22 protein-coding genes are annotated in these 21,497 nt (G+C 53.2%); 13 read left to right on the top strand and 9 right to left on the bottom strand.

What is annotated here, in order from left to right:
- Positions 1-30 precede the first annotated feature (30 nt).
- From priA to rlmN, 4 genes are all read right to left on the bottom strand, one after another.
- The gene (priA, locus tag AYT24_RS05380; protein ID WP_164926999.1) at positions 31-2,460 is read right to left on the bottom strand and encodes a replication restart helicase PriA; all 2,430 of its coding nucleotides are present in this window, start codon (positions 2,458-2,460) and stop codon (positions 31-33) included.
- A 132-nt stretch (positions 2,461-2,592) separates the two neighbouring features.
- Positions 2,593-3,249 carry an adenylate kinase gene (adk, locus tag AYT24_RS05375; RefSeq protein ID WP_010932857.1) on the bottom strand — a complete coding sequence of 219 codons (657 nt, stop codon included), beginning with the start codon at positions 3,247-3,249 and terminating at the stop codon, positions 2,593-2,595.
- Between the two features lie 15 nt (positions 3,250-3,264).
- The gene (locus tag AYT24_RS05370) at positions 3,265-4,035 is read right to left on the bottom strand and encodes a hypothetical protein (RefSeq protein WP_010932856.1); all 771 of its coding nucleotides are present in this window, start codon (positions 4,033-4,035) and stop codon (positions 3,265-3,267) included.
- 43 nt (positions 4,036-4,078) lie between these two features.
- Positions 4,079-5,203, bottom strand: a complete 1,125-nt coding sequence (rlmN, locus tag AYT24_RS05365; RefSeq protein ID WP_010932855.1) for a 23S rRNA (adenine(2503)-C(2))-methyltransferase RlmN — start codon at positions 5,201-5,203, stop codon at positions 4,079-4,081.
- Between the two features lie 99 nt (positions 5,204-5,302).
- On the opposite strand from rlmN, the gene AYT24_RS05360 reads away from it, so the two are divergent.
- From AYT24_RS05360 to AYT24_RS05335, 6 genes are all read left to right on the top strand, one after another.
- The gene (locus tag AYT24_RS05360; RefSeq protein WP_010932854.1) at positions 5,303-5,650 is read left to right on the top strand and encodes a winged helix-turn-helix domain-containing protein; all 348 of its coding nucleotides are present in this window, start codon (positions 5,303-5,305) and stop codon (positions 5,648-5,650) included.
- A 145-nt stretch (positions 5,651-5,795) separates the two neighbouring features.
- Complete coding sequence (locus AYT24_RS05355; protein WP_010932853.1) at positions 5,796-6,857, top strand: DHH family phosphoesterase; 1,062 nt, start codon at positions 5,796-5,798, stop codon at positions 6,855-6,857.
- A gap of 33 nt (positions 6,858-6,890) precedes the next feature.
- On the top strand, positions 6,891-8,405 hold the full coding sequence (locus tag AYT24_RS05350) for a leucyl aminopeptidase (protein WP_010932852.1): 1,515 nt from the start codon (positions 6,891-6,893) through the stop codon (positions 8,403-8,405).
- A 64-nt stretch (positions 8,406-8,469) separates the two neighbouring features.
- Positions 8,470-9,174, top strand: a complete 705-nt coding sequence (locus AYT24_RS05345) for an esterase/lipase family protein (RefSeq protein WP_164926998.1) — start codon at positions 8,470-8,472, stop codon at positions 9,172-9,174.
- A gap of 110 nt (positions 9,175-9,284) precedes the next feature.
- On the top strand, positions 9,285-10,001 hold the full coding sequence (locus tag AYT24_RS05340) for a biogenesis of lysosome-related organelles complex 1 subunit 2 (protein WP_226986765.1): 717 nt from the start codon (positions 9,285-9,287) through the stop codon (positions 9,999-10,001).
- A gap of 128 nt (positions 10,002-10,129) precedes the next feature.
- Positions 10,130-11,467, top strand: a complete 1,338-nt coding sequence (locus AYT24_RS05335) for a UDP-glucose dehydrogenase family protein (protein WP_010932849.1) — start codon at positions 10,130-10,132, stop codon at positions 11,465-11,467.
- Between the two features lie 7 nt (positions 11,468-11,474).
- Here AYT24_RS05335 and thiD read toward each other — a convergent pair whose 3' ends face one another.
- The 3 genes from thiD to AYT24_RS05320 are packed head-to-tail and all read right to left on the bottom strand — an operon-like array spanning position 11,475 to position 13,560.
- Positions 11,475-12,308 carry a bifunctional hydroxymethylpyrimidine kinase/phosphomethylpyrimidine kinase gene (thiD, locus tag AYT24_RS05330; RefSeq protein ID WP_010932848.1) on the bottom strand — a complete coding sequence of 278 codons (834 nt, stop codon included), beginning with the start codon at positions 12,306-12,308 and terminating at the stop codon, positions 11,475-11,477.
- A 2-nt stretch (positions 12,309-12,310) separates the two neighbouring features.
- Positions 12,311-12,925, bottom strand: a complete 615-nt coding sequence (thiE, locus tag AYT24_RS05325) for a thiamine phosphate synthase (RefSeq protein ID WP_010932847.1) — start codon at positions 12,923-12,925, stop codon at positions 12,311-12,313.
- Positions 12,922-13,560, bottom strand: coding sequence for a thiamine phosphate synthase (locus AYT24_RS05320; RefSeq protein WP_164926997.1), 639 nt, complete (start codon positions 13,558-13,560; stop codon positions 12,922-12,924). Before AYT24_RS05320 ends, thiE begins: the two co-directional genes overlap by 4 nt.
- A 113-nt stretch (positions 13,561-13,673) precedes the next feature.
- On the opposite strand from AYT24_RS05320, the gene AYT24_RS05315 reads away from it, so the two are divergent.
- On the top strand, positions 13,674-14,153 hold the full coding sequence (locus AYT24_RS05315) for a RidA family protein (RefSeq protein WP_010932845.1): 480 nt from the start codon (positions 13,674-13,676) through the stop codon (positions 14,151-14,153).
- A 418-nt stretch (positions 14,154-14,571) separates the two neighbouring features.
- Here AYT24_RS05315 and AYT24_RS05310 read toward each other — a convergent pair whose 3' ends face one another.
- Positions 14,572-14,943, bottom strand: coding sequence for a hypothetical protein (locus AYT24_RS05310; RefSeq protein WP_164926996.1), 372 nt, complete (start codon positions 14,941-14,943; stop codon positions 14,572-14,574).
- 30 nt (positions 14,944-14,973) lie between these two features.
- Between AYT24_RS05310 and AYT24_RS05305 the strand changes: the two genes are divergently transcribed.
- The 3 genes from AYT24_RS05305 to AYT24_RS05295 all read left to right on the top strand — a co-directional run bounded on the left by AYT24_RS05305 (position 14,974) and on the right by AYT24_RS05295 (position 18,003).
- A complete protein-coding gene (locus AYT24_RS05305) occupies positions 14,974-16,590 on the top strand; it encodes a S41 family peptidase (protein ID WP_010932843.1) in 1,617 nt (538 codons plus the stop codon).
- Positions 16,591-16,662: 72 nt separating this feature from the next.
- Positions 16,663-17,322, top strand: coding sequence for an START domain-containing protein (locus tag AYT24_RS05300; RefSeq protein WP_010932842.1), 660 nt, complete (start codon positions 16,663-16,665; stop codon positions 17,320-17,322).
- A 42-nt stretch (positions 17,323-17,364) separates the two neighbouring features.
- Positions 17,365-18,003 (top strand): START domain-containing protein, encoded by a 639-nt coding sequence (locus tag AYT24_RS05295; RefSeq protein WP_010932841.1) that lies wholly within the window; start codon positions 17,365-17,367, stop codon positions 18,001-18,003.
- On the opposite strand, the gene rfaE1 is transcribed toward AYT24_RS05295, so the two are convergent.
- Complete coding sequence (gene rfaE1 / locus AYT24_RS05290; protein ID WP_010932840.1) at positions 17,975-18,958, bottom strand: D-glycero-beta-D-manno-heptose-7-phosphate kinase; 984 nt, start codon at positions 18,956-18,958, stop codon at positions 17,975-17,977. The two genes, AYT24_RS05295 and rfaE1, sit on opposite strands and share 29 nt — an antisense overlap.
- 136 nt (positions 18,959-19,094) lie before the next feature.
- Between rfaE1 and ffh the strand changes: the two genes are divergently transcribed.
- Genes ffh through rimM form a run of 3 tightly spaced genes read left to right on the top strand, consistent with a single transcriptional unit; the run spans position 19,095 to position 21,423 of the window.
- The gene (ffh, locus tag AYT24_RS05285; RefSeq protein ID WP_010932839.1) at positions 19,095-20,444 is read left to right on the top strand and encodes a signal recognition particle protein; all 1,350 of its coding nucleotides are present in this window, start codon (positions 19,095-19,097) and stop codon (positions 20,442-20,444) included.
- A 37-nt stretch (positions 20,445-20,481) separates the two neighbouring features.
- A complete protein-coding gene (gene rpsP, locus AYT24_RS05280) occupies positions 20,482-20,886 on the top strand; it encodes a 30S ribosomal protein S16 (protein ID WP_010932838.1) in 405 nt (134 codons plus the stop codon).
- Between the two features lie 33 nt (positions 20,887-20,919).
- Positions 20,920-21,423, top strand: a complete 504-nt coding sequence (rimM, locus tag AYT24_RS05275) for a ribosome maturation factor RimM (protein ID WP_010932837.1) — start codon at positions 20,920-20,922, stop codon at positions 21,421-21,423.
- Positions 21,424-21,497 lie beyond the last annotated feature (74 nt).

Raw genomic sequence — 21,497 nt, 5'->3', positions numbered from 1 at the left:
AATGTATCGCAAACTTACGAAAAAAGCGCATTACAGAAGATGTTGCGGATCGACATCGACCGTGATGACAAGATTTTCTCCCCGAAAAGCGCTGAGGGTTTCGTATTGTACTTGCCGAAGCAGGGCGGCTGAGAGCTTGATGCCGGTGAGCTTGATGATGAGCTGGCTGCGGTAGCGCCCCTTTATTTTGCTGATGCCCGCCGGGGCGGGGCCGAGGATCGTGCCGAACGCTTCCGGCACCAGCGGTCGCAGATGCTTCCGCAGTGCCACCGCCCCTTTTTCGGCCACCGCTTCCGATGGCGACGAACACTCGAACTTGATGAGGCGGGTGAACGGCGGGTAGGCGAGTTCGCGGCGCGTGGCCATCTCCGCCTCGAAAAAGTGGCGGTAGTCAGCCCGGATGACGTGCTGGAACAGCTCGTTGTCGCGGTTGTAGAGCTGAAGCAGCACCTCGCCGGGCATCGACGAGCGGCCCGCCCGCCCGGCAACCTGCATCAGGAGCGAGTAGATGCGTTCGGCGGCTCTGAAGTCCGGCAGGTTCAGGCCGATGTCCGCCATCAGCACCCCGACCAGCGTTACCTCTGGAAAGTCGAGGCCCTTGGCCACCATCTGCGTGCCGAGCAGGATGCGGGCGCGCTTTTCGCGGAAAGCAGTCAGCATCGACGCATGGGCGTCCTTGGTCGAGGTGGTGTCGATGTCCATCCGCAGAATCTTCTCTTCGGGAAACAGCTCTCCAAGTTCCTCCTCGATGCGCTCAGTGCCACTGCTTTTGTAGAAGAGATTTTCCGATTTGCACGCAGGGCACGTTTGGCGGAACGGTTCAATGTGACCGCAGTAGTGGCAGCGCAGGCTCCGATCGCTGGCGTGATAGACCAGCGGAATGTTGCAGTGGCGGCATTGCGGCGTGTGGCCGCAGTCGAGGCAGAGCAGGCTGCCTGCGAAGCCCCGGCGATTTTGCAGGAGGATCACCTGCTCGTCGCGCTTGAGCCTTTCGCGGATGGCGTCGTAGAGCGCGCCCGAGATCGACGGTGTGACCCGCTGGCTGCCGGGCATCCAGACCAGCTCGATGGAGGGCATTCGGGCGTTGTCGATGCGTTCGGGCAGTTCGAGTAGTGTGTACTTGCCCTCCAGCGCGTTCCGGTAGGACTCGAACGATGGCGTTGCCGAGCCGAGCACGCAGAGTGCGTTTTCGAACATGGCGCGCATCACTGCCGTGTCGCGGGCGTGGTAGCGAGGCGTGCGATCCTGCTTGTAGGCGGCGTCGTGCTCCTCGTCCACGATGATCGCACCGACATTCTCCAGCGGCGCGAAAATGGTCGAGCGAGCGCCGAGCGCGATGCGTGCCTTGCCCTGTCGCAGCCGCTGCCAGGCATCGTACTTTTCGCGGTCGCTCATGGCGCTGTGCATGATCTGGATATCGTCGCCGAAATAGTGGCGGAACCGGGCGGCGGTCTGTGGTGTGAGTGAGATTTCCGGCACCAAAACAATGGCGGTTTTGCCCTCGGCGAGCACACGGCGGAGCAACTCGATGTAAACCAGCGTTTTGCCGCTGCCAGTTACGCCGTGCAAAAGGAAAGTCCGGAATTGCTGTTCGTAGAGCGCTTTGGTCAAGGCGTCAAGCGCCTGCTGCTGGTGCGGACTGAGGGAATGAATCTCCTTTTGCGGCTCGTCGAAGCGCAGGCTTTCGCCAGAGGGCGCTGCGGTTTCGATCTTTTCGGCGAGGCCGAGAGTGACAAGTCCGCTGAATACCGTTCGTGAAATACCGCCCTCTCCGGCGCGGAATAGCTGCTCCGGGCGCGAGGCGAGCAGCTCGAACGCCTCGCGTTTCTTTGGCGAACGTGCAATGAGTTTTTCCGGTTCATCGGGCAGCGTCTTCGCCAGTTTCCATGTGGTGACCGTGCGGGGCTTCGTTTCCACGAAGCTCTTGCGGACGTTGACCAGCCCGGCGCGTTCGAGTTCCGCGATCGCGCTGTACAGCTCCCTGCGACCGAGGCGTTTGCGGAGCTGGCGCACGGTGAGCCGTTTTTCAGTCGCCAGCGCTTTCAGGATGCTCCGGCGCAACCCCGTGCTTTTGACTCGTAATTCCGGGCTTTCGAGCTGGAACCCGGCCAGCTCCACCACGTCATCGACCGTACTCCTGAGCGGAGCCGGAAGGGTGGTGGAGAGGCAGTCGATGGGGAGGGCTGCGTAGTAGTCGGCAATCCACAAAGCGAGTTTCAGCATTACCGGCGTCAGCACCGGAACACCGCTGTTGAGCAGGTCGAGCACTTCGCCCTCGATGTCGCCCTCGCCCGCCTTTTCCAGCGACCAGACATAGCCCGTGTAAGCCGACGCTTTGTGGCGGGCAAGGTTCAGCAGCACCTGGCAGCCCGGCTGAATCGTCGTTTTGAGCCCCTCCGGCATGCTCAGCCGAAAAGGCTCGTCACGATAGATTCTTTCTACATAGACAATCGCATACATCAGCAATCAGGAGTTTGAAAGAAAACGGCAACAAGGGCAGGAAAAAGATTGCTCATTCAAAGTTCATCATTCATAATGAAAAAAAGCCAGTGGTTCAAACTGGCTTTTTTTTTCACGATATGCACCCGGCAGTTAGCCGTTGAGGGTGGCGATGATCTCATCTTTGATCTGTTCGACGGTGCCGATTCCTGCGATTCTGGAGTATTTCGGAGCGTCAGCGGAGCCGTTCATCGAGAGGTTGCGATAGTAGCCGACCAGCGGTTCGGTCAGCTCGTGGTAGGCTTTCAGTCGCTTGCGAACGGTCTCTTCGCAGTCGTCGTTGCGCTGCACCAGCGGTTCACCAGTGAGGTCGTCCTTGTCCGGTACAGCTGGTGGGTTGAATGTGACGTGGTAGGTGCGGCCAGAGGCGAGATGGACGCGGCGTCCGCTCATGCGTTTGATGATCTCTTCGTCAGGGACGTTCATTTCAATGATATGGTCGATTCGAATACCCCCAGCTCTCAGGGCTTCGGCTTGGGCCAGGGTGCGCGGGAAGCCGTCAAAAAGGCAGCCATTGGCGCAGTCTGGTTGCGCTATGCGCTCTTTGACAAGGCTGATGATGAGGTCGTCCGGGACGAGTCCACCCTCATCCATGATCTTTTTGGCTGCGAGTCCAAGAGGAGTGGCTGCCTTGACAGCGGCACGCAGCATGTCGCCGGTCGATATCTGGGGTATGCCAAAAGCTTCAGAAATATATTGTGCCTGTGTTCCTTTGCCGGCGCCCGGCGCGCCCAACAGGATTATTCTCATGAAACGATAGTCTTTTTATGAATTTTTTTTCAGGGAGATGACGGTAATTTTCGGTTTGGCCGGTTTTTTCACCTCTTCGACATCCGAATCCGGGGCAGTGGTCGTCTGTGCACCGTTCGTGGCGACTGGTATGGCCTGAGATGAGATGGGGGCCTTTACAGTTTCTCCACTGTTCTTGGATGACTTGAACTCTATCTGTTTTTTAACCGGTTTTTTTAGCTCAATAGACTTGGCCTTTGGTGTGCTTGGGCGGTGTTCGAGCGTGGATTCATCGAAAAGTTGCTGGAATGCCGCGTTCGAGTTTTTCGGGTCAATGGAGCGGTGAACGTATTCATCTTCATGGACGATCTGTGGTCTGAACTCGAAATCGAGTGAGGCCAGCATCATCCGGAGCATTCTGCGGCTTTCGCCGAGATCACCCTTGGAGTCGATCCTGGTGTGGGCTTTGCCGTTGACGGTGGTGATTTTCCGGCCATTGATGTCGGTTTCTTCAACCAGCCCGAACGTGACGTCGATCTTCATACCGAGCAGGGCGAAAGAGGAAACCTCTGCGCGGATGGTTTTCATGCCACCGACCGCCGTTTTCTGGTTCTTGAGTTCCCAGCCAACCCAGCTCTCTATTTTGTTGGTGATAAAGTTGGAGACATCTTCCAGCGGACAGGAGTAGCGGCGAACCTTGAGCTCACTGAAAACTGGTTTCTCGGAGGTATGGGTTGCATTGGTGGTCAGACAGTGATATACCTTGACCATTTCGTCTCTGAAGGGAAGGAAAGAGGATAAATCCATGAGATGGGCCGGTTAAAGATTTCTTCTCGGTTTCAAACCGTTATTACCTCACAGGCCGGGTGGCCAGCTGTCCGCATGCTGCGTTGATGGTTGCACCCTGACTTTTTCTGACGGTGACGAGCAGCCCGGCATCCAGTAACTGTTGAATGAACATGGTTTTCGAGCTACTGCAACCCGGCTTGAACTTCAAGGTAACGATAGAATTATAATCAATCAAATTAATTTTGCACAACACTCTCTTTGCGAAACGAACCAGTTTGCGGGCATCTTCAGGCGAATCGTTGATGCCTTCCAGCAGCATGTAGACAAGCGTAACTGGTTGGCTGGTTACGGAGTTATAAGAGTTTATCGCTTTGGCGAGTTTGTCGAGGGTAATGTCAGCGGCGATTGGCATCATCCGTTCCCGTATGAGCTGGTCGGCGCTGTGCAGCGATATGGCGAGTTTGGTTTTGAGTCCCGACCGGGCGATTCTGTCCATTTCCACGGGCAAACCGACGGTTGAAATCGTGATCTTTCTTTCGGAGATGCTGAATTGGTAATCCTTTTCAGTCAGCGTTCCGATCGACTCAAGTACATTGTCAAGATTCAGCAACGGTTCGCCCATGCCCATGAAGACAATATTGGTCAGCCCCCGCCAGTGGCGCTTCTGCGCTTCTTTTTCAAGCAGAAATACCTGATCGGTTATTTCCGATGCCGTGAGGTTTCTTCTGAATCCCATGTGTCCTGTTGCGCAGAAGGTACAGCGGAGCGGGCAGCCGATTTGCGAGGAGATGCAGGCAGTTATCCGCTCTTCCGAAGGGATGAGAACACTTTCGACCAGTTCGTTATCCTCCAGCTTGATGAGGAATTTTGCCGTTGGATTTCCGGTCACCAAACTGGCGTCCGTCGTTTCGCGTTCGGTGCCGACAAGTGAGGCTGGATGTATAATCCATTCAGAAGCGAGTTTCTGACGCAGTTGTTTGCTGAGGGTGCTCATTTCCTCAAAACGGAGGGCCTGATTACTGTACAGCCATCGATGGAGCTGATTTGCGCGATAAGCTGGCTCTCCGAGACGGGTCAAGAGTTCGGTAAGTTCCTTTCTGCCCAGTCTTCTGATGTTCAGACGGTGGCCATGCTGTTTTTCCTTTTCTTGGGTCCGCCTCTCTTCTGATATTTCATTTTTTTCCATTTTGTTGCTTCGCTTGCTCTTGATCGAAAAAAAAAGTACTCTTATTTGTATACGACGTCAAGTCTCCTTAGTAACCGTTGAAATAATTTAAAAGAAAGAATGTCTCTGGAACCATCGAAAGACAAAAAGGATTACAATCATCAGCTTCTCGACAAGGTTATTCATGCGAGAATTCGCTTTGCAGCACTGGCTTATCTGATGAGCGTCCCTGAAGCATCGTTCGTTGACATTCGCGACAGTATCAGAGCTACGGATGGAAATCTCAGTATTCACCTGAGAAAACTTGAAGCGGCCAGGTATGTGGAGTGCATGAAGAGTTTCGAGAGCCGCAAGCCTTTGACCAATTACCGGGTGACCAGCGAGGGCCGGGAGGCTTTTGCCCGGTATCTCAGAAATGTGGAGAAATTCTGTGAAGATATGCCGGATTTGCAAGTGCAGACGGCCTGATTCCCCTTTTTTGGGTTAAGTTCAGTTATTGCAAATCCTTTCGCGTTCTGCTGATGTCCTGAAATTATCGGATTCCGTCCGTCCGATTATTTCTGTATTATATGCTCGTTTCCGTTGAGTATTTCGCAAACTATTTCCAGCGCTGATGATTATACCCGAATATGGCCGGACATTGACCCCTGAAGAGTGGAGGCCGGTCGTCGATGAGATGCTGGAAGCCACGCACATTATTTTTACCACCCACGAAAATTCAGATGGCGACGGGCTTGGCAGCCAGGTCGCCCTTGCTCTCGCACTCAAGGCTCTGGGCAAGGAGGTTGCGATTTTCAATCCAACGGAAGTGCCGCCGAACTATCTGTTCCTGAAGGAACTTCATGAGATTAACCTTTTTCGTGACCGGGACGAGGAGTCCATGCAGGAGTTTTTTCTTGCTGATCTTCTGGTTGTGCTCGATGCCAATCTGCACGACCGTATTGGCAGACTTTGGCCGCATGTGGAGTTTGCCAGGCAGATGAGCCGACTCAAAGTGCTCTGCATTGATCATCATCTCGAACCGGAGGATTTTGCCGATATCACAGTGTGCGAAACCTACGCATCTTCGACCGGTGAGCTTGTCTGTGATCTTGTTACCGCCCTGGAGCTGCGTACCGGGCAGCAGCTGTTTACTCCCGAAGTGGCTTCAGCTCTCTATGCAGCTATCATGACCGATACTGGCTCGTTCAGGTTCCCCAAGACGACACCCTACACCTATCGACTTGCCGGAATGCTGGTCGAAAAAGGGGCCGATCCTGAGCTGGTGTACGACCGCATCTACAACGCCTTGACGCCGGAGGCGCTCAAGCTGCTTGGCCTTTCGCTTTCAAATATCAAGATCATTGAGAACGGTCTGATTTCCTGGCTTTTCATCACTCAGGAAATGCTCGAACAGACGGGCAGCAAGCTGTTCGACACCGATCTTATTATTCGCTATCTTTTGAGCGTGCCTACAGTGAAGGTTGCCGTTCTCCTTGTAGAGATGCAGGATGGACGGTGTAAGGTCAGCTTCAGGTCGCGGGGCAAGATTTATGTCAACCAGTTGGCCAAACACTATGGCGGCGGTGGTCACATGAACGCTGCCGGCTGCCTGTTGAGAATGTCGGCAGAGAAGGCGCAACTTGTGATTCTTGAGGATGTCCGGAAGTTCACCCTCGAACAGGTGGACAGTTAATTTCTTTCAATTATTTCCCATTTACGTGCAAGCATGAAATGTACTGTTACGGCTAAAGAGAGCGGCCTGGTTAATGCCGATATTCTCGTCCAGTTTTTCAGCAAAAAAGAGATGAAGCGAGATGCAGGCAAAGTTCTCGCAGGTCTGGGTGTTGTTGCGAGCCCTGATGGTGACTTCAAGGCCTCTGCCGGCGAGATTGCGATGCTCTACCGGCAGGCCTCGGGCAAAGAGGCTTCGAGGGTGATTCTTGCCGGTGTCGGCGAAGGCAAAACCGCCGAGGATTATCGCAAGGCTGCCGATTCCGTCGCTCGAAAGACGGTTGATCTGCATCTTGGCGTTCTCGCCCTTGATTGCTCGCCGATCGATGATTGGGCCAAGCAGTCGAAACAGAAGCCGGAAGAGCTGGCAGCCATTCTCGTTGAGGGCGTCCTGTCCGGAGCTTATCGCTTCGATCGCCTCAAGAGCGGCAAGCTCGACAAGGAGGAGACGAAGGAAGACAAGCCGAAAAACATCGAAGAGCTGGTGCTTGCCGGATGTGGGAGCAGGCTTGAGGCGATCGAAAAAGGAGCCGGGAAAGGAATGATTATCGGAGCTTGCCAGAACAGGGCAAGAGACCTGGTCAACCTGCCGGGCAACCATCTTTCTGCCGAAGACCTTGCCGAGGCGGCCATTGAGGCCGGTAAGCGAGGAGGCTTCGAGGTGACGGTGTTTGATAAAAAGAAAATCGTCGAGCTTGGCATGGGCGGTCTTCTTGCCGTCAACAAGGGAAGTGAGCAGCCACCGACCTTTGTCATTCTCGACTACAAGCCGAAAGGCAAGGCCAAAAAGACCATTGCGCTGGTGGGTAAAGGCGTGACCTTTGATTCGGGCGGCATTTCTCTGAAGCCGGCCCAGGGGATGGACGAGATGAAATCGGATATGTCCGGAGCCGCTGTGGTGATTGCCGCAATTGAAGCTGCTGCAAGCCTTGGTCTGCCGCTCAGGGTGGTTGGTCTGGTTCCCGCTACCGACAACATGCCAGGCGGCTCGGCGCAAAAGCCTGGTGATGTGATCACGACCATGTCGGGCATTACGGTCGAGGTTGGCAACACCGATGCCGAGGGACGACTGATTCTTGCTGATGCCCTGTTTTACGCCAAGAAAGAGTATAATCCTGATGTGATTATTGATTTAGCTACACTGACTGGTGCGTGCATTGTGGCGCTTGGCAACTCGGTGGCCGGACTTTTCAGCAATGATGAAAAACTGGCTGAGAGTATTTTCGAGGCTGGCCAGTCGTCCGGTGAAAAGGTGTGGCGGTTGCCGCTCTGGGATGAGTACGACGAGCTCATCAAGTCCGACGTTGCCGATGTGCACAATACCGGCGGACGCGGCGCGGGTACGATTACTGCGGCTAAATTTCTCGAGAAGTTTATCGACGGCCACAAGCACTGGGCGCATATCGACATCGCAGGACCGGCTTTTTGGGCAAAAGGCGGGTCGAAGACGCCGGGAGCAACCGGCTTCGGTGTTCGTCTCTTGCTTGATCTGCTTAAAGGCTGGTCATAAGACAGATTGACGGTAGATTCACCTGTTCATGCTTCACAACCCGCACAGGAGGCTTTGTTCCAATATGGCAGAGGTCAGGCAGAATCCGGTGGTGATCGTTCCGGGCGTGCTCTTCTGGGACTCCCTTTATGAGGTGATGAGGGAGGCTCTTTCGACCTGGATACCGGCAGAGAAAATCGCCATCGTTCCGGTCAATCTTCTCGACTGGCTCGGCTTTCCTCCATCGCCCGAGCGCTCGACCAACCGTGTCATGGCAGCTCTGGATCGAACGGTGCGAGCTATGGCTTCACGGTTTCCCGGCGAACCGGTCACCATCGTCGCGCATAGCGGTGGCGGAACGGTTGCCATGATCTATCTGCTGGAACGCCCGTTCCAGGGCGATGTTTACGCTGTCAATGGTCTGGTCGGCAGGCTGGTCACGCTTGGCACTCCATTTCATACCCATGAGCATTTCGCGAAAATCAAGACAGATTTTATTTTCAAACATCTCGGGCCTGAATTTTTTCAGAAGTACCAGGTCGTTTCGGTCGTTAGCAACCAGTATAAGGGCTCGCTCGATGGCGGTATGATCGAAAAAATGTGTTACATGTTTTACCGGGGAGTGACCGACGATGGAAATCTCGCCGGTGACGGGGTTGTTCCTGCGAGAAGCTGCTTTCTTGATGGCGCCAAAAATGTTACTATACTTGAATGCGAACATTTGCCAGCGCCGCATACAAAGTGGTATGGTACCAAAGATGGAGTTGAACAATGGATAGAGTGGCTTTAAAGCCCTTCAGGCGTATCGCCGTTATTTTACTAGCAGGAGCGGTGATCGCTACATCCACCTCTTGCAGCCGGGATGAACGGAAAAAAGAGGAAGAAAAGCATCTCGAGTCGATGATGTCAATCCTCGTTCAGGTTCAGAAGAATCTTGGACGGATTCGCCAGAAAGAGGCCGTGGTCGTTCGGCTTTCATCGGATGTGGAGGGGCGCAAGCCAAAGAGCGCCGAGCAGATCGGGCGCGAGATTAACACCAATATCCGCTTCATCGACTCCACGCTTTCGGCAAGCAAGAACCTTGTCGCGACGCTTGAAAAGCAGAATCACGAGTCCCAGTACCGCATCGCGGCGCTTGATCGCATGACCGGTCAGCTCAAGGGCGAGCTGGACAAGAAGGAGCTGGAACTTGGCGCCATGAAAAGGGAGATTGCGAAGCTAAACCGGCAGATTGCCCGGCTTACCAATACGGTCGATGTCATGGATGAGGCTATCAGCGACCAGGAAGACCAGATGGTCAAGGCCTATTACGTTGTTGGTACCGTCGATCAGCTTGTCTCCAAAGGGATTCTGGTGCCTCCAGGGCCGTTTTCCCGCTTTTTCGGTATGCGGCCTGTTTTGGCCAATGATTTTGATCTGCGGCCATTCAGGCAGGTGGATATTACCGAAACAAAAGATATTTATTTTGACAAGCCAGTTAGTCGACTGCATGTTATTACCCCGCATACAAAAGGTTCCTATGAACTCGTTGGCGGCAAAACATCCTCGCTTCTGTTGATCAGGAACGAGGCAGAGTTTTGGAAAAAATCCCGATGCCTGGTCATTGTCGTGGAATAAGAGATGTCTGAAAAGCATGTCTCTTGCTGCTCTTCCATTGGTTTATCTCACAAGGTTGAATCCTCGCCTTTCGGTAGTAACCGGAAGGCATTATCGTTTTTTTTCTGATCAATTAAACCACAGAATGCATGAAGATAACCATATTTGGTTCCGGTTATGTAGGCCTGGTTACCGGCGCCTGTTTTGCCGAGGTTGGCAATGAGGTTATGTGCGTCGATATCGACGAGAACAAGATCAATCGTCTCCTGAACGGGGAGATTCCGATTTACGAGCCAGGCCTTGACACTATCGTTAGTGAAAACCTGCGTGAAGGACGCCTGAAATTCACCACCAGCATTACTGACGGTGTCGATTTCGGTCTGTACCAGTTTATCGCCGTCGGTACTCCACCTGATGAAGATGGGTCAGCTGATTTGAGTCATGTGTTGAGCGTTGCCGAGAGCATCGGCCGCAATATGGAGGATTATCGTATTGTGATCAACAAATCGACGGTTCCGGTCGGTACGGCCGATCTGGTGCGCGAAACGATCAGGACTGTACTCGAAGAACGGGGGCGGGCGATTGATTTCGATGTCGTGTCGAATCCGGAGTTCCTTAAAGAAGGTGATGCCGTGGACGATTTCATGAAGCCCGATCGCATCATCGTTGGAGTGGACAACCCGCGCACCAAGGAGCTTCTGCGCAACCTGTACGCGCCGTTCAACCGCAGTCACGAGCGTTTCATTGCCATGGACATCCGCTCGGCGGAGTTGACCAAGTATGCAGCTAACGCCATGCTTGCCACCAAGATCAGCTTCATGAACGAGATCGCCAACATTGCTGAACGGGCCGGGGCGGATGTCGAAGCGGTGCGCCGCGGTATCGGTTCCGATTCGAGGATCGGCTTCTCCTTTATCTATCCCGGAGTGGGTTATGGCGGCTCCTGCTTCCCTAAGGATGTGCGAGCCCTGGAGCGCACGTCAAGGAAGCTTGGCTATAATTCGCGAATTCTGCAAGCGGTTGAGGCGGTCAACGATGATCAGAAGCTGAGCCTTGTTTCAAAGATTCGTGACCATTTCGACGGCGATCTTAAAGGGCGCGTCATTGCAATGTGGGGGCTGGCGTTCAAGCCAAATACCGATGACATGCGTGAAGCCCCGAGCCGGAAGGTCATGGAAGAGCTCTGGAAGGCGGGGGCAATCGTCAGAGCCTACGATCCCGTTGCCATGGACGAGGCCCGGCGCATCTATGGCGACCGGCCCGATCTAGTGCTGGTGGAGCATCCCGACGAGGCTCTCAAGGGCGCAGATGCGCTAACCATCATGACGGAGTGGATGGTGTTTCGTAGTCCCGATTTCGAACTGATCAGAAACTCTCTGAAAGAACCCGTGATCTTCGACGGCAGGAATATCTACAATCCCGATATGGTGGAACAGGTGGGCATCAGCTACTACTCTATCGGCCGTCGTCCTCGCCTGGTGCGCTAAGCTTGTTTTATTGCAGTTTTCCCGGCCGTCTTTCGACTGTCCGGTCGGGAAAATGCTCCAGCGGACCATTTCCGTGTCCCAGCCGCCATGATGCGCCTGCCAGCAGGGCTTTTCTCGTATAGCTGATAGCTTCTGCCACAGCTTCATTCATCGGCAAGCCTTTTGCCAGTCCGCAAGCTATGGCTGACGAGAGTGTGCAGCCGGTGCCATGTGTGTTGAGTGTATCGATTTTCGGGTTTGAGTACCAAAAGAGCTGTCCCTCGTGCAGCAGGCAGTCGTTGCATTGGTCTCCCTCGCCATGTCCTCCCTTGACAAGAACGGATTTTGCGCCTTCCCGTTGCAAATCTTTTGCCATCACTTCGATTTCAGCCTGCGTTGTTGGAGCCATGCTGCGGCCCGTCAGTATTGCCGCCTCTGGCAGATTTGGGGTAATCAGACTGGTGAGATGAAAGAGCTGCTTCATCACCAGCAGGGCTTCTGCGTCGAGCAGCGATTTTCCGCTCGATGAGCGCAAAACGGTGTCGAGAACGACCGGTACCTCATTGAGGCTTTTCATGAGTTCAACGACTGTTTCTGCCGCTTCCAGCGAGCCCAGCATGCCGATCTTGACCGCATCGATTCGAATATCGTCGACAATCGTCTTGAACTGCTCGCCGATGAAGGCGGGCGGAATGTTGTGTATAGACCGTACTTCAGTGGTGTTCTGTGCCGTCACAGCAGTGATGACGCTCAGGCCGTAACAGTTGTTGGCGGCGATGGTTTTCAGGTCGGTCTGGATGCCAGCTCCGCCGCTGCCGTCCGATCCGGCGATGGTCAGCACGGTGATGTAGTTCTGCATCATATTTATTGCCTGATTCTTCTTACCAGCTCGCGAGTGGCGGTCTCGGGATCGTCGCTGTCGGAAACCGCGGAGATGACGGCGATGCCTGATGCACCGGCACGGATGACCTCGGCAGCGTTGTCGTGCCCGATGCCGCCGATGGCGATGACCGGCAGCTGCGCAGCCCTGCCGATCGGTCGTATAGATGCCGTGCCGAGCGGCTCTGAAGGTTTGTCTTTGGAAAAAGTCGGGAATATGTGCCCCACGCCGATATAGCTTGCGCCCTCTTCGGCTGCCTTGATAGCCTCGGTGGCGTTGGAGACCGATACGCCAATGATCGCATCGGGGGCAAGCAGTGCGCGGGCAGCCGACGCGGGCAGATCCTGTTGGCCGAGGTGCACTCCATCGGCATGTACGGCCATGGCAATATCGACCCGGTCATTGACGATGAAGAGCGCCTGCTGTTCACTGCAAAGCGCTTGAATTCTGATGGCCCACTCGTAAAGCTCTTGGCCCGAGGCTGTTTTTCTTCGTAACTGTACCATCCCTGCCCCGCCCTGGAGGGCCATGCGGGCAAGTTCGACTGGATTGGAGTGTTCATCGGTGATGACGCAGAGAACTCTTCGCGGTAACGTCATGATTGCATGAATGAGTAGAAGCGGTTGACGGTTTCAGGCAGCGATCCGGCATCGAGAAACGGTGTGAGGGCGGCTACGCCCCAGGCTCCGCATTCGATGCAGGCCGGGACTTTTTCAGGCGTGATGCCTCCAACGGCGAAGACCGGGATGCGTACTTTTTCGCAGATTTCCCGTAGGCGATCCAACCCCTGAGGCGGGCCGAAAGATGCTTTTGATGGCGTATGGAATACTGGTCCGAAAAGGAGGTAATCAAGGCCTGTCGAAGCGGCTTTCAATGCTGTCGTTTCGCTATGTACGCTTTGCCCGACAAGCAATTTTCGTGCAGTTTTTCGAACGACATCGGCAGGGCATGAAGATTCGGGAAGATGAACTCCGCCCGCCTTTGATGCAAGTGCGATGTCGAAGCGTTCGTTGATGGTCAGAATCGATCCCGAATTATCGACAAGCGGGGCGATTTGGCTACAGAGGCGCCACATCGAAGCAGAATCGAGCATTTTCTCTCGAACCTGGAAGATGACCGGCGCAGAGCGGGCGAGAGTTTGTGCCTGTGCCAGTACAAGGCCTTTCTGAGAAAAATGTTCGCCGCCACTGCTGACAATCATCAGCCGGGGGAGTGAGGGGTGTTTTTCAGTCATAAATGCAATTTCAGGCACGATAACTATTTTCCAAAGGAATCGCAATCTGGAAAATCTATCCCTAACTGTTCGGATTTTCCGCTCTTTTCCCAAACAGAAAACACAAAAAGGTCATGATATCTCATGAAGAAAATCTAAAGAACGCCGGTATTCTTCTCCCGGAAATCCCTTCAGCAGCGGGACTTTACCAGCCAGCGGTACGGATTGGCGATCTGATTTACACTTCAGGTCAATTGCCACTGGTTGGCGGCAAACTGATGGAGCCAGGAGGAAGGGGACGGGTGAGCGAAGCGAACGAACAGGAGGCGACGAAGGCTGCCAGAGTGGCCGCGCTTAATGCGGTTGCGGTACTTCGATCCGTTACCGGAAATCTCGACACCGTGGCGAGAATCGTGAAGCTAACGATCTATGTTTCGAGCGCTGACGGGTTTACGAATCAACACAAAGTGGCCAACGGAGCATCGGAACTTGTCTATAAAATTTTTGGTGAATCGGGCCGGCATGTCAGGGTTGCCGTTGGAGTTCTTGCTCTTCCTCTTGATGCCAGTGTTGAAGTTGAAATGATTGCTTATTGCCCTTTAATAAGACATTAAATCATATTTTAATTGTTCTTAGATCATAAAAAACATTTTAATAATCCAAGAACAAAGCCCATTTATTTAAAATATTTATTTTTTAATATTTTTTTGTTTTGATAAAATAAACCTGTCCTTTATGTTTGTTTTTATTTGTTAGATATTTCTTTATTTTGTTTTGTTTTTTTTGTTATAACTGATTAATAAGAGTTTTTGATGAAAAATTATAAGTACTTTTATTAAAATAAATTAGATTAATTTATTGAATAATAATATTATTGTGTTTGATTATGTTTATATTTTTCATTGTGTTTGTTTTTATTTGTAGATTATTGCTATTATTTTGTGTTGTTTATTGGTTTTTTTATTGTTTTTATTTTAATGTTTCGGTTTTAATTTTATGTTTTTTATTTTTTTTAAATTTGTTTGTTTTTCTTCAGGCTCTCATTTTTTTATGATTTATTTTGCAGTATTTGTTTCTGATTATTGAGCCGATAATATTGTGGCACACCCTCTTTATTTGTTTATCTATTTTGGAGTGAAAGTGAGAACTGTGGCGGATTGCGCCTGTTTGCATTTTTAGGTGGTGCGGGTTGTTGTTGCGAATTCCCCTTCTCTTCGGTACAATTAGAAATACATGTACAGGCATGCTGTTGCCGTTGCTATCTGCTAATTTGCCGGGTGCTTTTTGGCGGTGTTTATTTGCAGGCATTCCGGTCCCGGACTTCGCGCGCTCTGCCGCTATCTCGCTATCGGTCTGTTTGAGTTTTTTTGCATGACTTGCGCTGTATTGAGCTACAGTTGCCACCTGTCTAACGGTTAATCTGAATCGATCGCTATGTCTCGTATTTTCACTGTTATTATCATGTTGCTCATCGGAGGATTCGGTTATTTTATCGGATGGCGGATGAACAGTGGGACTGGGGGAAAAATGGTCGATACCTACAATTTGATCAGGTCGTATTATGTCGATCCTGTCAATGCCGACAGCCTTCAAAGCGCGGGTGTTCGCGGCATGTTGCAGTCGCTCGATCCCCACTCCATCTATCTCGAACCCGAAAAAGCCGCGATCACCCAGTCCAACTTCAATGGCAATTTCGAGGGGATTGGTGTCGAGTTCGATGTCGTACGCGATACGCTTTTGGTGGTGACACCCCTCGCTGGGGGGCCAAGCGAGTCTGCTGGCATCATGCCCGGAGATCGGATCATTGGGATCGACTCGAAGAATGTTATCGGCATCAAGCCTTCGGCTGTTCTTGGCAAGCTCAGGGGCGAGCGGGGCACAAGAGTCAGGCTGAGAATTTATCGGCCCCTGACCCGCCGGACGATTGATTTTCTGGTGACGCGCGGAAAGATTTCGACATCGAGCATCGACGCAGCTTTTCTCGACGATGCGCGTACCGGCTACATCCGCATCAGCCAGTTCGTAGAGACCACGGGAAGCGAGTTTCACAATGCCGTGCAAAAGCTGCGCGACAAGGGGATGCGGAAGCTCATTATCGATGTGCGGGGCAATCCCGGCGGCTACCTCGATCAGGCCGTGGCTGTGGCGGATGAACTGCTTCCTGCGGGAAAGCTCATTGTTTATACCAAAAGCCGGCACGGTGGTGACGATCAGATGAAGTACTTATCGACCTCCGGCGGGATTTTCGAGAAGGGAGAAGTCTGCCTTCTGGTTGACCGCGGTAGTGCTTCGGCGGCGGAAATCCTTGCCGGTGCGCTTCAGGATAACCGGCGCGCATTGCTCATCGGTGAGCTGACATTCGGCAAGGGGCTTGTTCAGCGTCAGTTCAAACTGCCCGACGATTCGGTTGTCAGGCTTACCGTTTCGAGATATTTCACTCCGTCGGGCCGTCAGATTCAGCGGGAGTATGATGACGGTCTTCAGGGGCGTGAGCGCTATTACAAGGAGATGTTTACCCGGAATCTGCCAGGTGGTTTTATAAAAAAGTACGGTGACCTCATGTACCGGGAGGGGCAGAACATTTCGGTCTACAGTACCGGAAGTTTGCTGAAAAACACCGCTGCGGACAGCCTCCGTGCTGTGCTTGCCAAGGCCGGTGGCATCATGCCCGATTACTGGGTTTTCGGCAAGCCGTACTCCAATCTGTACCAGGAGCTCTACGCCAAGGGTGTCATTGAGGATATCGCGCTGAAACTGATCGACGATCCTTCCGATCCTGTCCAGAAATACCGGAGTTCGGCGACTTCGTATCTTGATGGATACCATGTACCAGTGAACCTCGAAGCGCTTGTCAGAAAAGAGTGCGCGGAGGCAAAGGTGCAATTCAACCAAGCCGAGTTTGACCGTGACCGGGCCGATATAGCTCTAGCGCTCAAGGCCAGGGTTGCCAGGCATCTGTTCGGAACTGAAGAACAGATCAGGGTGTTAGTCAGTGAAGGTGATCCTGTCATGAAGGTTGCGCGGCATTTCATCGAAAAGAGCGCTTCATGAGTCAATAGGAAAAAGCTGTTTTTCAGGCAGTACGGAGGCCTTTAACCAATTTTTCATACAATCCGGTTTACTATGTCACTACTTGAAAAAATCAACAGTAGCACCTGCACGCTCAGGTTCAAAAACGACTGGCTGAAGATATTCACCTGTCCGGTGCCTTCATCCGATTTTCTGTCGTTCGTCGGCGTTGCCACCATCGATGCGCCCCAGCACGCCGTGCTCAGTCTTCTGTACGACATCGAGTCGGCAACCGAGTGGGTCTGGAAAACTCGGGAGATGCGCGTGCTCCAGGAGCTTGCCGACGACAACGAGGGACGGGTGGTCTATCAGGTCGTGAGTGCTCCGTGGCCGGTGAGCGACAGGGAGATCATCAGCCGATCGACTGCCTACAAGGATCCTGAAACAGGTGAAGTCTTTATCAAGATCGAAAGCCTGCCCGATTTCATTCCGGAAACCAGCAATTGCGTCAGGGTGCGCAAACTCGAAGGTGCCTGGAATATCCTGCCGCTGTCCGAAAATTCGTGCCGCGTGGTTTTCAGGCTGCACATCGAGCCTGCCGGAGAAATTCCGTCATGGCTTGCCAACATCGCGGTGATCGATACGCCGTATCATACGCTGAACAACATGCGCGACATGGTCAAGCGTGAAAAGTATAAAAATCCCGTTGGCGCGCCCTTGAAGGAATCGACGGAGGGCATCATCAGGAACTACAACGATTTCATCACCGAGTAATCCGCCGGGTCTGGCTCAATCATTACCATAACTGCCAAGTCAATGGATGTAGCAAGCGCCCTTGAGGGCAACTGGGAATTTCGGGTCGATCACAAGAACATCAAGATTTTTTCGTCGAAGATCAGAGGTTCCCAGGTGCTGGGTTTCAAGGGGGAGGCCGTGTTCGAGGCGTCTCTCAGAAAGCTGATCAGCCTTTTTCACGATTTTGGCAATTACGGGAAATGGGTGCATCAGCTTTCTGAGATGGAGGTGTTGCACAAGAGCGATGAGCTTGATTATGTCGTTCGCCAGGTGCTCAACACTCCTTGGCCGATTCCTAAAAGGGAGATGATCGTGCGCACCGCCCTGCACGCTTCCGAAGAGGGGGCGCTAGCCCTGACGATGACCGGTATTCCCGATTATGTTCCGTTGAAGCCTGATTTTCATCGTGTGCGCGAGGCCAGGGGGGGCTGGATATTGATGCCTGTGGATGGCGGCAAGGTACATGTGACTTTCGTGATGCATCTCGATCCCGGCAGCGATATCCCGCCCGCGCTTAGCAATGCAGCCCTCTTCGAGGTGCCGTTTTACTCATTGCTCAAGATGAGGGATCTTGCACAGAATCCTTCCTACAAACCGGCGTGGCCTTCGGTGGTGGATAACCACGTCACCATCATTGAAGATGTGCCAGACAAGCACTGAAGAGCTTGTCCGGTCTGACCGGCACGGCACCGACCTCCTGGCAGACAGTATTGGCCGCAAGATTGGCGATTCTGGTGCTGGTCACCAGGTCGAGGCCTGAAGCCAGCCCTAGAGCCAGTGTGCCGATCACGGTATCTCCCGCACCAGAGACGTCCGCGACATCGAGCGACAATGCCGGGATGTGGGTGAACGAGCCGTCGTAGACAGTCATCCCTTTTTCGCTTCGTGTCACTACGAGGCTTTCGACAGTGAGTTTTTCGCCGAGCAGGAGGCAGGCTTGTTCGACTTCACGGTCGTCGTTGGCCACCGGAATGCCAAGCGAGGCGGCGAGTTCGGAGAGGTTGGGTTTGAACACTGAACATCCGCCGTAGGAAAAGAAGCCCTTGAGTTTTGGGTCGACCAGTACTGGTTTGTTGCGTTCACGACAGGCGGCGATCAGTGACACGATCAGCGACGGGGTGAGCACTCCCTTGTTGTAATCTTCGAGTACCACCGCATCGACCGCGTTAGCGATCTCCATGAACATGCCGAGCAGTCGTTTTTCCAGCTCCGCATCCACCGGAGTGCGGCTTTCGTAGTCAACCCTCGTGATGTGATGGTTTTGTGACAGGATTCGGGTTTTGCAGGTTGTCGGGCGGGTGCTGTCGGCGGCCAGCATAGCCGGATTGAGGCCATGTTCCGTCATCAGGGCTTCGAGGTTTCTGCGCTCCGTGTCGTCGCCGGTGACGCCAATCAGGAGCGCTTCGGCGCCGAGCGCATGGATGTTGACCGCCACGTTGGCCGCGCCTCCAAGTCGGCTACTCTCGCGGTTGACATCGACCACTGGTACCGGATATTCGGGTGAAATTCGCGAAACGTGGCCGAAGATATATTTGTCGATCATTACATCACCGATAACGGCGATTTTCTTCTCTTTGAACGATCGAAATATCTGCTCGATCTTTTCCGGGGTCATAAGCTATGCTCTGAAATTGGTTTAGCTAATATAATCGAAAATAGTTTGGTGACGGTCGCATCGTTTGGTTTTATTTTACAAGAATATTTTTATATTTAAAGCTATCCATTTTTAGAATTTCTGTGACAGGTTCAATATGTTCGACAATCTCAGTGACAAACTTGAGCTGACCTTAAAAAAACTCGCCGGTCAGGCGACGATCAACGAGGTCAACATCGGTATCGCGATGCGCGACATCAAGCGTGCCCTCTTGAGCGCCGATGTCAACTACAAGGTTGCCAAAAAGCTGGTCGAGGATATTCGCGAGAAGTCCCTCGGCGAATCGGTCATCAAGAGCGTCTCTCCGGCGCAGATGATCGTCAAGATCGTCAACGATGAGCTAACCGAAATCATGGGCGGCCAGAACCAGCCGCTGAATCTCCCTCCCAAGAAAATTCCTGCCATCGTGATGGTTGCCGGTCTCCAGGGTTCCGGCAAAACCACCTTCTGCGCCAAGCTGGCCAAGCGCCTCAAAAAGAACGGCAAGAATCCGATCCTTGTCGCCGCCGACGTTTACCGTCCGGCAGCGGTCGAGCAGCTCAAGACGCTCGGCGAGCAGATTGATGTGCCTGTATTTTCCATCGAAGAGCAAGACGCCATGAAGGCTGCGCTTGGTGGTCTTGAAGCTGCCAAAGCCGGGGCGAAAGATGTTGTGATCGTTGACACCGCCGGGCGTTTGCAGATCGACGAAGCGATGATGGCCGAGGCTGAAGCGCTCAAAAACCGCCTCAGTCCTGACGAGCTTTTATTCGTCGTCGATTCAATGATGGGCCAGGAGGCGGTGAACACCGCCAAGGCGTTCAACGATCGACTTGATTTCGATGGCGTTGTGCTCACCAAGCTTGATGGCGATGCACGTGGTGGTGCCGCTCTGTCGATCCGCCAGGTGGTCGAAAAGCCGATCAAGTTCATGAGCGTCGGCGAGAAGGTCGATGATCTCGACGTGTTCTACCCGGATCGCATGGCCCAGAGGATTCTCGGCATGGGCGATATCGTCAGCTTTGTCGAAAAGGCCCAGGAGGCGCTCGATCTTGAAAAGACGATGGCGATGCAGTCGAAGCTCATGAAGAACGAGTTCGACCTTGACGACTTTTTCGATCAGCTCCAGCAGCTCAAAAAAATGGGTTCGATCCAGGGTCTCATCGAAATGGTACCCGGTCTGAACAAGATGGTGCCGAAGCAGGATCTCGAAAACATCAACTTCAAGCCCATTGAGGCGATAATCTCCTCGATGACCAAACAGGAGCGCAAGCACCCTGAAATAATCAACGGCAGCCGCCGCAAGCGTATCGCGCTTGGCAGCGGCACGAGGGTGCAAGAGGTCAATATGCTGCTCAAGCAGTTTGCCGAAATGAAGAAAATGATGCGCTCGGTGAATCGCCTGGCCAAGTCAGGCCGCAAGATCACCACGGAGAACCTTGCACTCGACAAGTTTCTGAAACGATAAATGAACAATCTCTCCCATAAATTAAACTTATTACGCATTGGTTAAGATCAGATTGAAAAGAGCCGGAAGGAAAAAGATGCCGTTCTACCAGATCGTTGCTGCCGACGGGCGCGCGCCGAGAGATGGCAAGTTTCTTGAAGTGCTCGGCCACTACAACCCGACCGCCAAGCCGCATACCGTGACCATCGAAAAAGATCGCGTGGCATACTGGCTGAACGTTGGCGCTCAGCCGACCGATACCGTCCACAGTCTTATCCGTGGTACCGGTCTGCTTCACGAAATGAACCTGAAACGTCGCGGTCTCAGCGAGAGCGATATCGCCGCCCAGATGGAAGCGTGGCGGCAGAAAGAGGCCGAGCGCCGTCAGAAGCGTCTCAACGCCAAACTCCGCCGCCGTCAGGCCAAGAAAGCTGCCGAAGCTGCTGGTTCAGCCGAAGGCTGAGAATAACAGGGAATCCGAACCGGCTGAACCTGAGTGGAACTGTTTCTGACAGGCGTCGTCCTGAAGCCCAAAGGGTTAAAAGGCGAACTCAAGGTGAAGCCGGTGACCGACTTTCCTGAGAGCTTCCTGACGCGCCGAGAGTATTATATCGGCAAAACGCCGGAAGATGCCGTGCTTCGCAAGGTGCAGTCAGCCAGGTTTCATCAGGGTTTTGCCTGGCTTGTGTTCGAAGGCGCCGGTTCGCGCGAAGGTGCCGAAGCGCTCGTCGGGTGCGGACTCTACGTGACCAGGGATGCCTTGGTGGCTATGCCGGATGACCGGGCATACATTCATGAGCTGATCGGTCTGGACGTGTTCGACGAAACGGAGGGGCGTGTCGGCAAGATCAGCGATGTGTTGCAGATGCCTGCGCATGACGTGTACGAAGTCGATACTGGTGACAGGAAAGTGCTTATACCGGCAGTAGAGGATTTTATCACTGAAACCGATCTCGAAAAAGGGATGGTGAGGTTGAAGAGATTCAAAGAATTTTTGTAACGTCACTGCGTTGCGGCTTCTTTTTTGAAGTTTTGGCGCAATGTTCTTGACAAGATTGACAGGCAACGACTCAG

Origin of the sequence: Chlorobaculum tepidum TLS (genome assembly GCF_000006985.1) — a bacterium.
Classification (GTDB): domain Bacteria; phylum Bacteroidota; class Chlorobiia; order Chlorobiales; family Chlorobiaceae; genus Chlorobaculum; species Chlorobaculum tepidum.
The sequence above is the reverse complement of the archived record's forward strand: the minus strand, read 5'-3'. Positions and strand labels throughout refer to the sequence as shown.

Coding starts and splice junctions, on each gene's coding strand:
- priA (WP_164926999.1), bottom strand. CDS start 2,460: ATGTATGCGATTGTCTATGTAGAAAGAATCTATCGTGACGAGCCTTTT.
- adk (WP_010932857.1), bottom strand. CDS start 3,249: ATGAGAATAATCCTGTTGGGCGCGCCGGGCGCCGGCAAAGGAACACAG.
- AYT24_RS05370 (WP_010932856.1), bottom strand. CDS start 4,035: ATGGATTTATCCTCTTTCCTTCCCTTCAGAGACGAAATGGTCAAGGTA.
- rlmN (WP_010932855.1), bottom strand. CDS start 5,203: ATGGAAAAAAATGAAATATCAGAAGAGAGGCGGACCCAAGAAAAGGAA.
- AYT24_RS05360 (WP_010932854.1), top strand. CDS start 5,303: ATGTCTCTGGAACCATCGAAAGACAAAAAGGATTACAATCATCAGCTT.
- AYT24_RS05355 (WP_010932853.1), top strand. CDS start 5,796: ATGATTATACCCGAATATGGCCGGACATTGACCCCTGAAGAGTGGAGG.
- AYT24_RS05350 (WP_010932852.1), top strand. CDS start 6,891: ATGAAATGTACTGTTACGGCTAAAGAGAGCGGCCTGGTTAATGCCGAT.
- AYT24_RS05345 (WP_164926998.1), top strand. CDS start 8,470: ATGGCAGAGGTCAGGCAGAATCCGGTGGTGATCGTTCCGGGCGTGCTC.
- AYT24_RS05340 (WP_226986765.1), top strand. CDS start 9,285: ATGATGTCAATCCTCGTTCAGGTTCAGAAGAATCTTGGACGGATTCGC.
- AYT24_RS05335 (WP_010932849.1), top strand. CDS start 10,130: ATGAAGATAACCATATTTGGTTCCGGTTATGTAGGCCTGGTTACCGGC.
- thiD (WP_010932848.1), bottom strand. CDS start 12,308: ATGATGCAGAACTACATCACCGTGCTGACCATCGCCGGATCGGACGGC.
- thiE (WP_010932847.1), bottom strand. CDS start 12,925: ATGACGTTACCGCGAAGAGTTCTCTGCGTCATCACCGATGAACACTCC.
- AYT24_RS05320 (WP_164926997.1), bottom strand. CDS start 13,560: ATGACTGAAAAACACCCCTCACTCCCCCGGCTGATGATTGTCAGCAGT.
- AYT24_RS05315 (WP_010932845.1), top strand. CDS start 13,674: ATGATATCTCATGAAGAAAATCTAAAGAACGCCGGTATTCTTCTCCCG.
- AYT24_RS05305 (WP_010932843.1), top strand. CDS start 14,974: ATGTCTCGTATTTTCACTGTTATTATCATGTTGCTCATCGGAGGATTC.
- AYT24_RS05300 (WP_010932842.1), top strand. CDS start 16,663: ATGTCACTACTTGAAAAAATCAACAGTAGCACCTGCACGCTCAGGTTC.
- AYT24_RS05295 (WP_010932841.1), top strand. CDS start 17,365: ATGGATGTAGCAAGCGCCCTTGAGGGCAACTGGGAATTTCGGGTCGAT.
- rfaE1 (WP_010932840.1), bottom strand. CDS start 18,958: ATGACCCCGGAAAAGATCGAGCAGATATTTCGATCGTTCAAAGAGAAG.
- ffh (WP_010932839.1), top strand. CDS start 19,095: ATGTTCGACAATCTCAGTGACAAACTTGAGCTGACCTTAAAAAAACTC.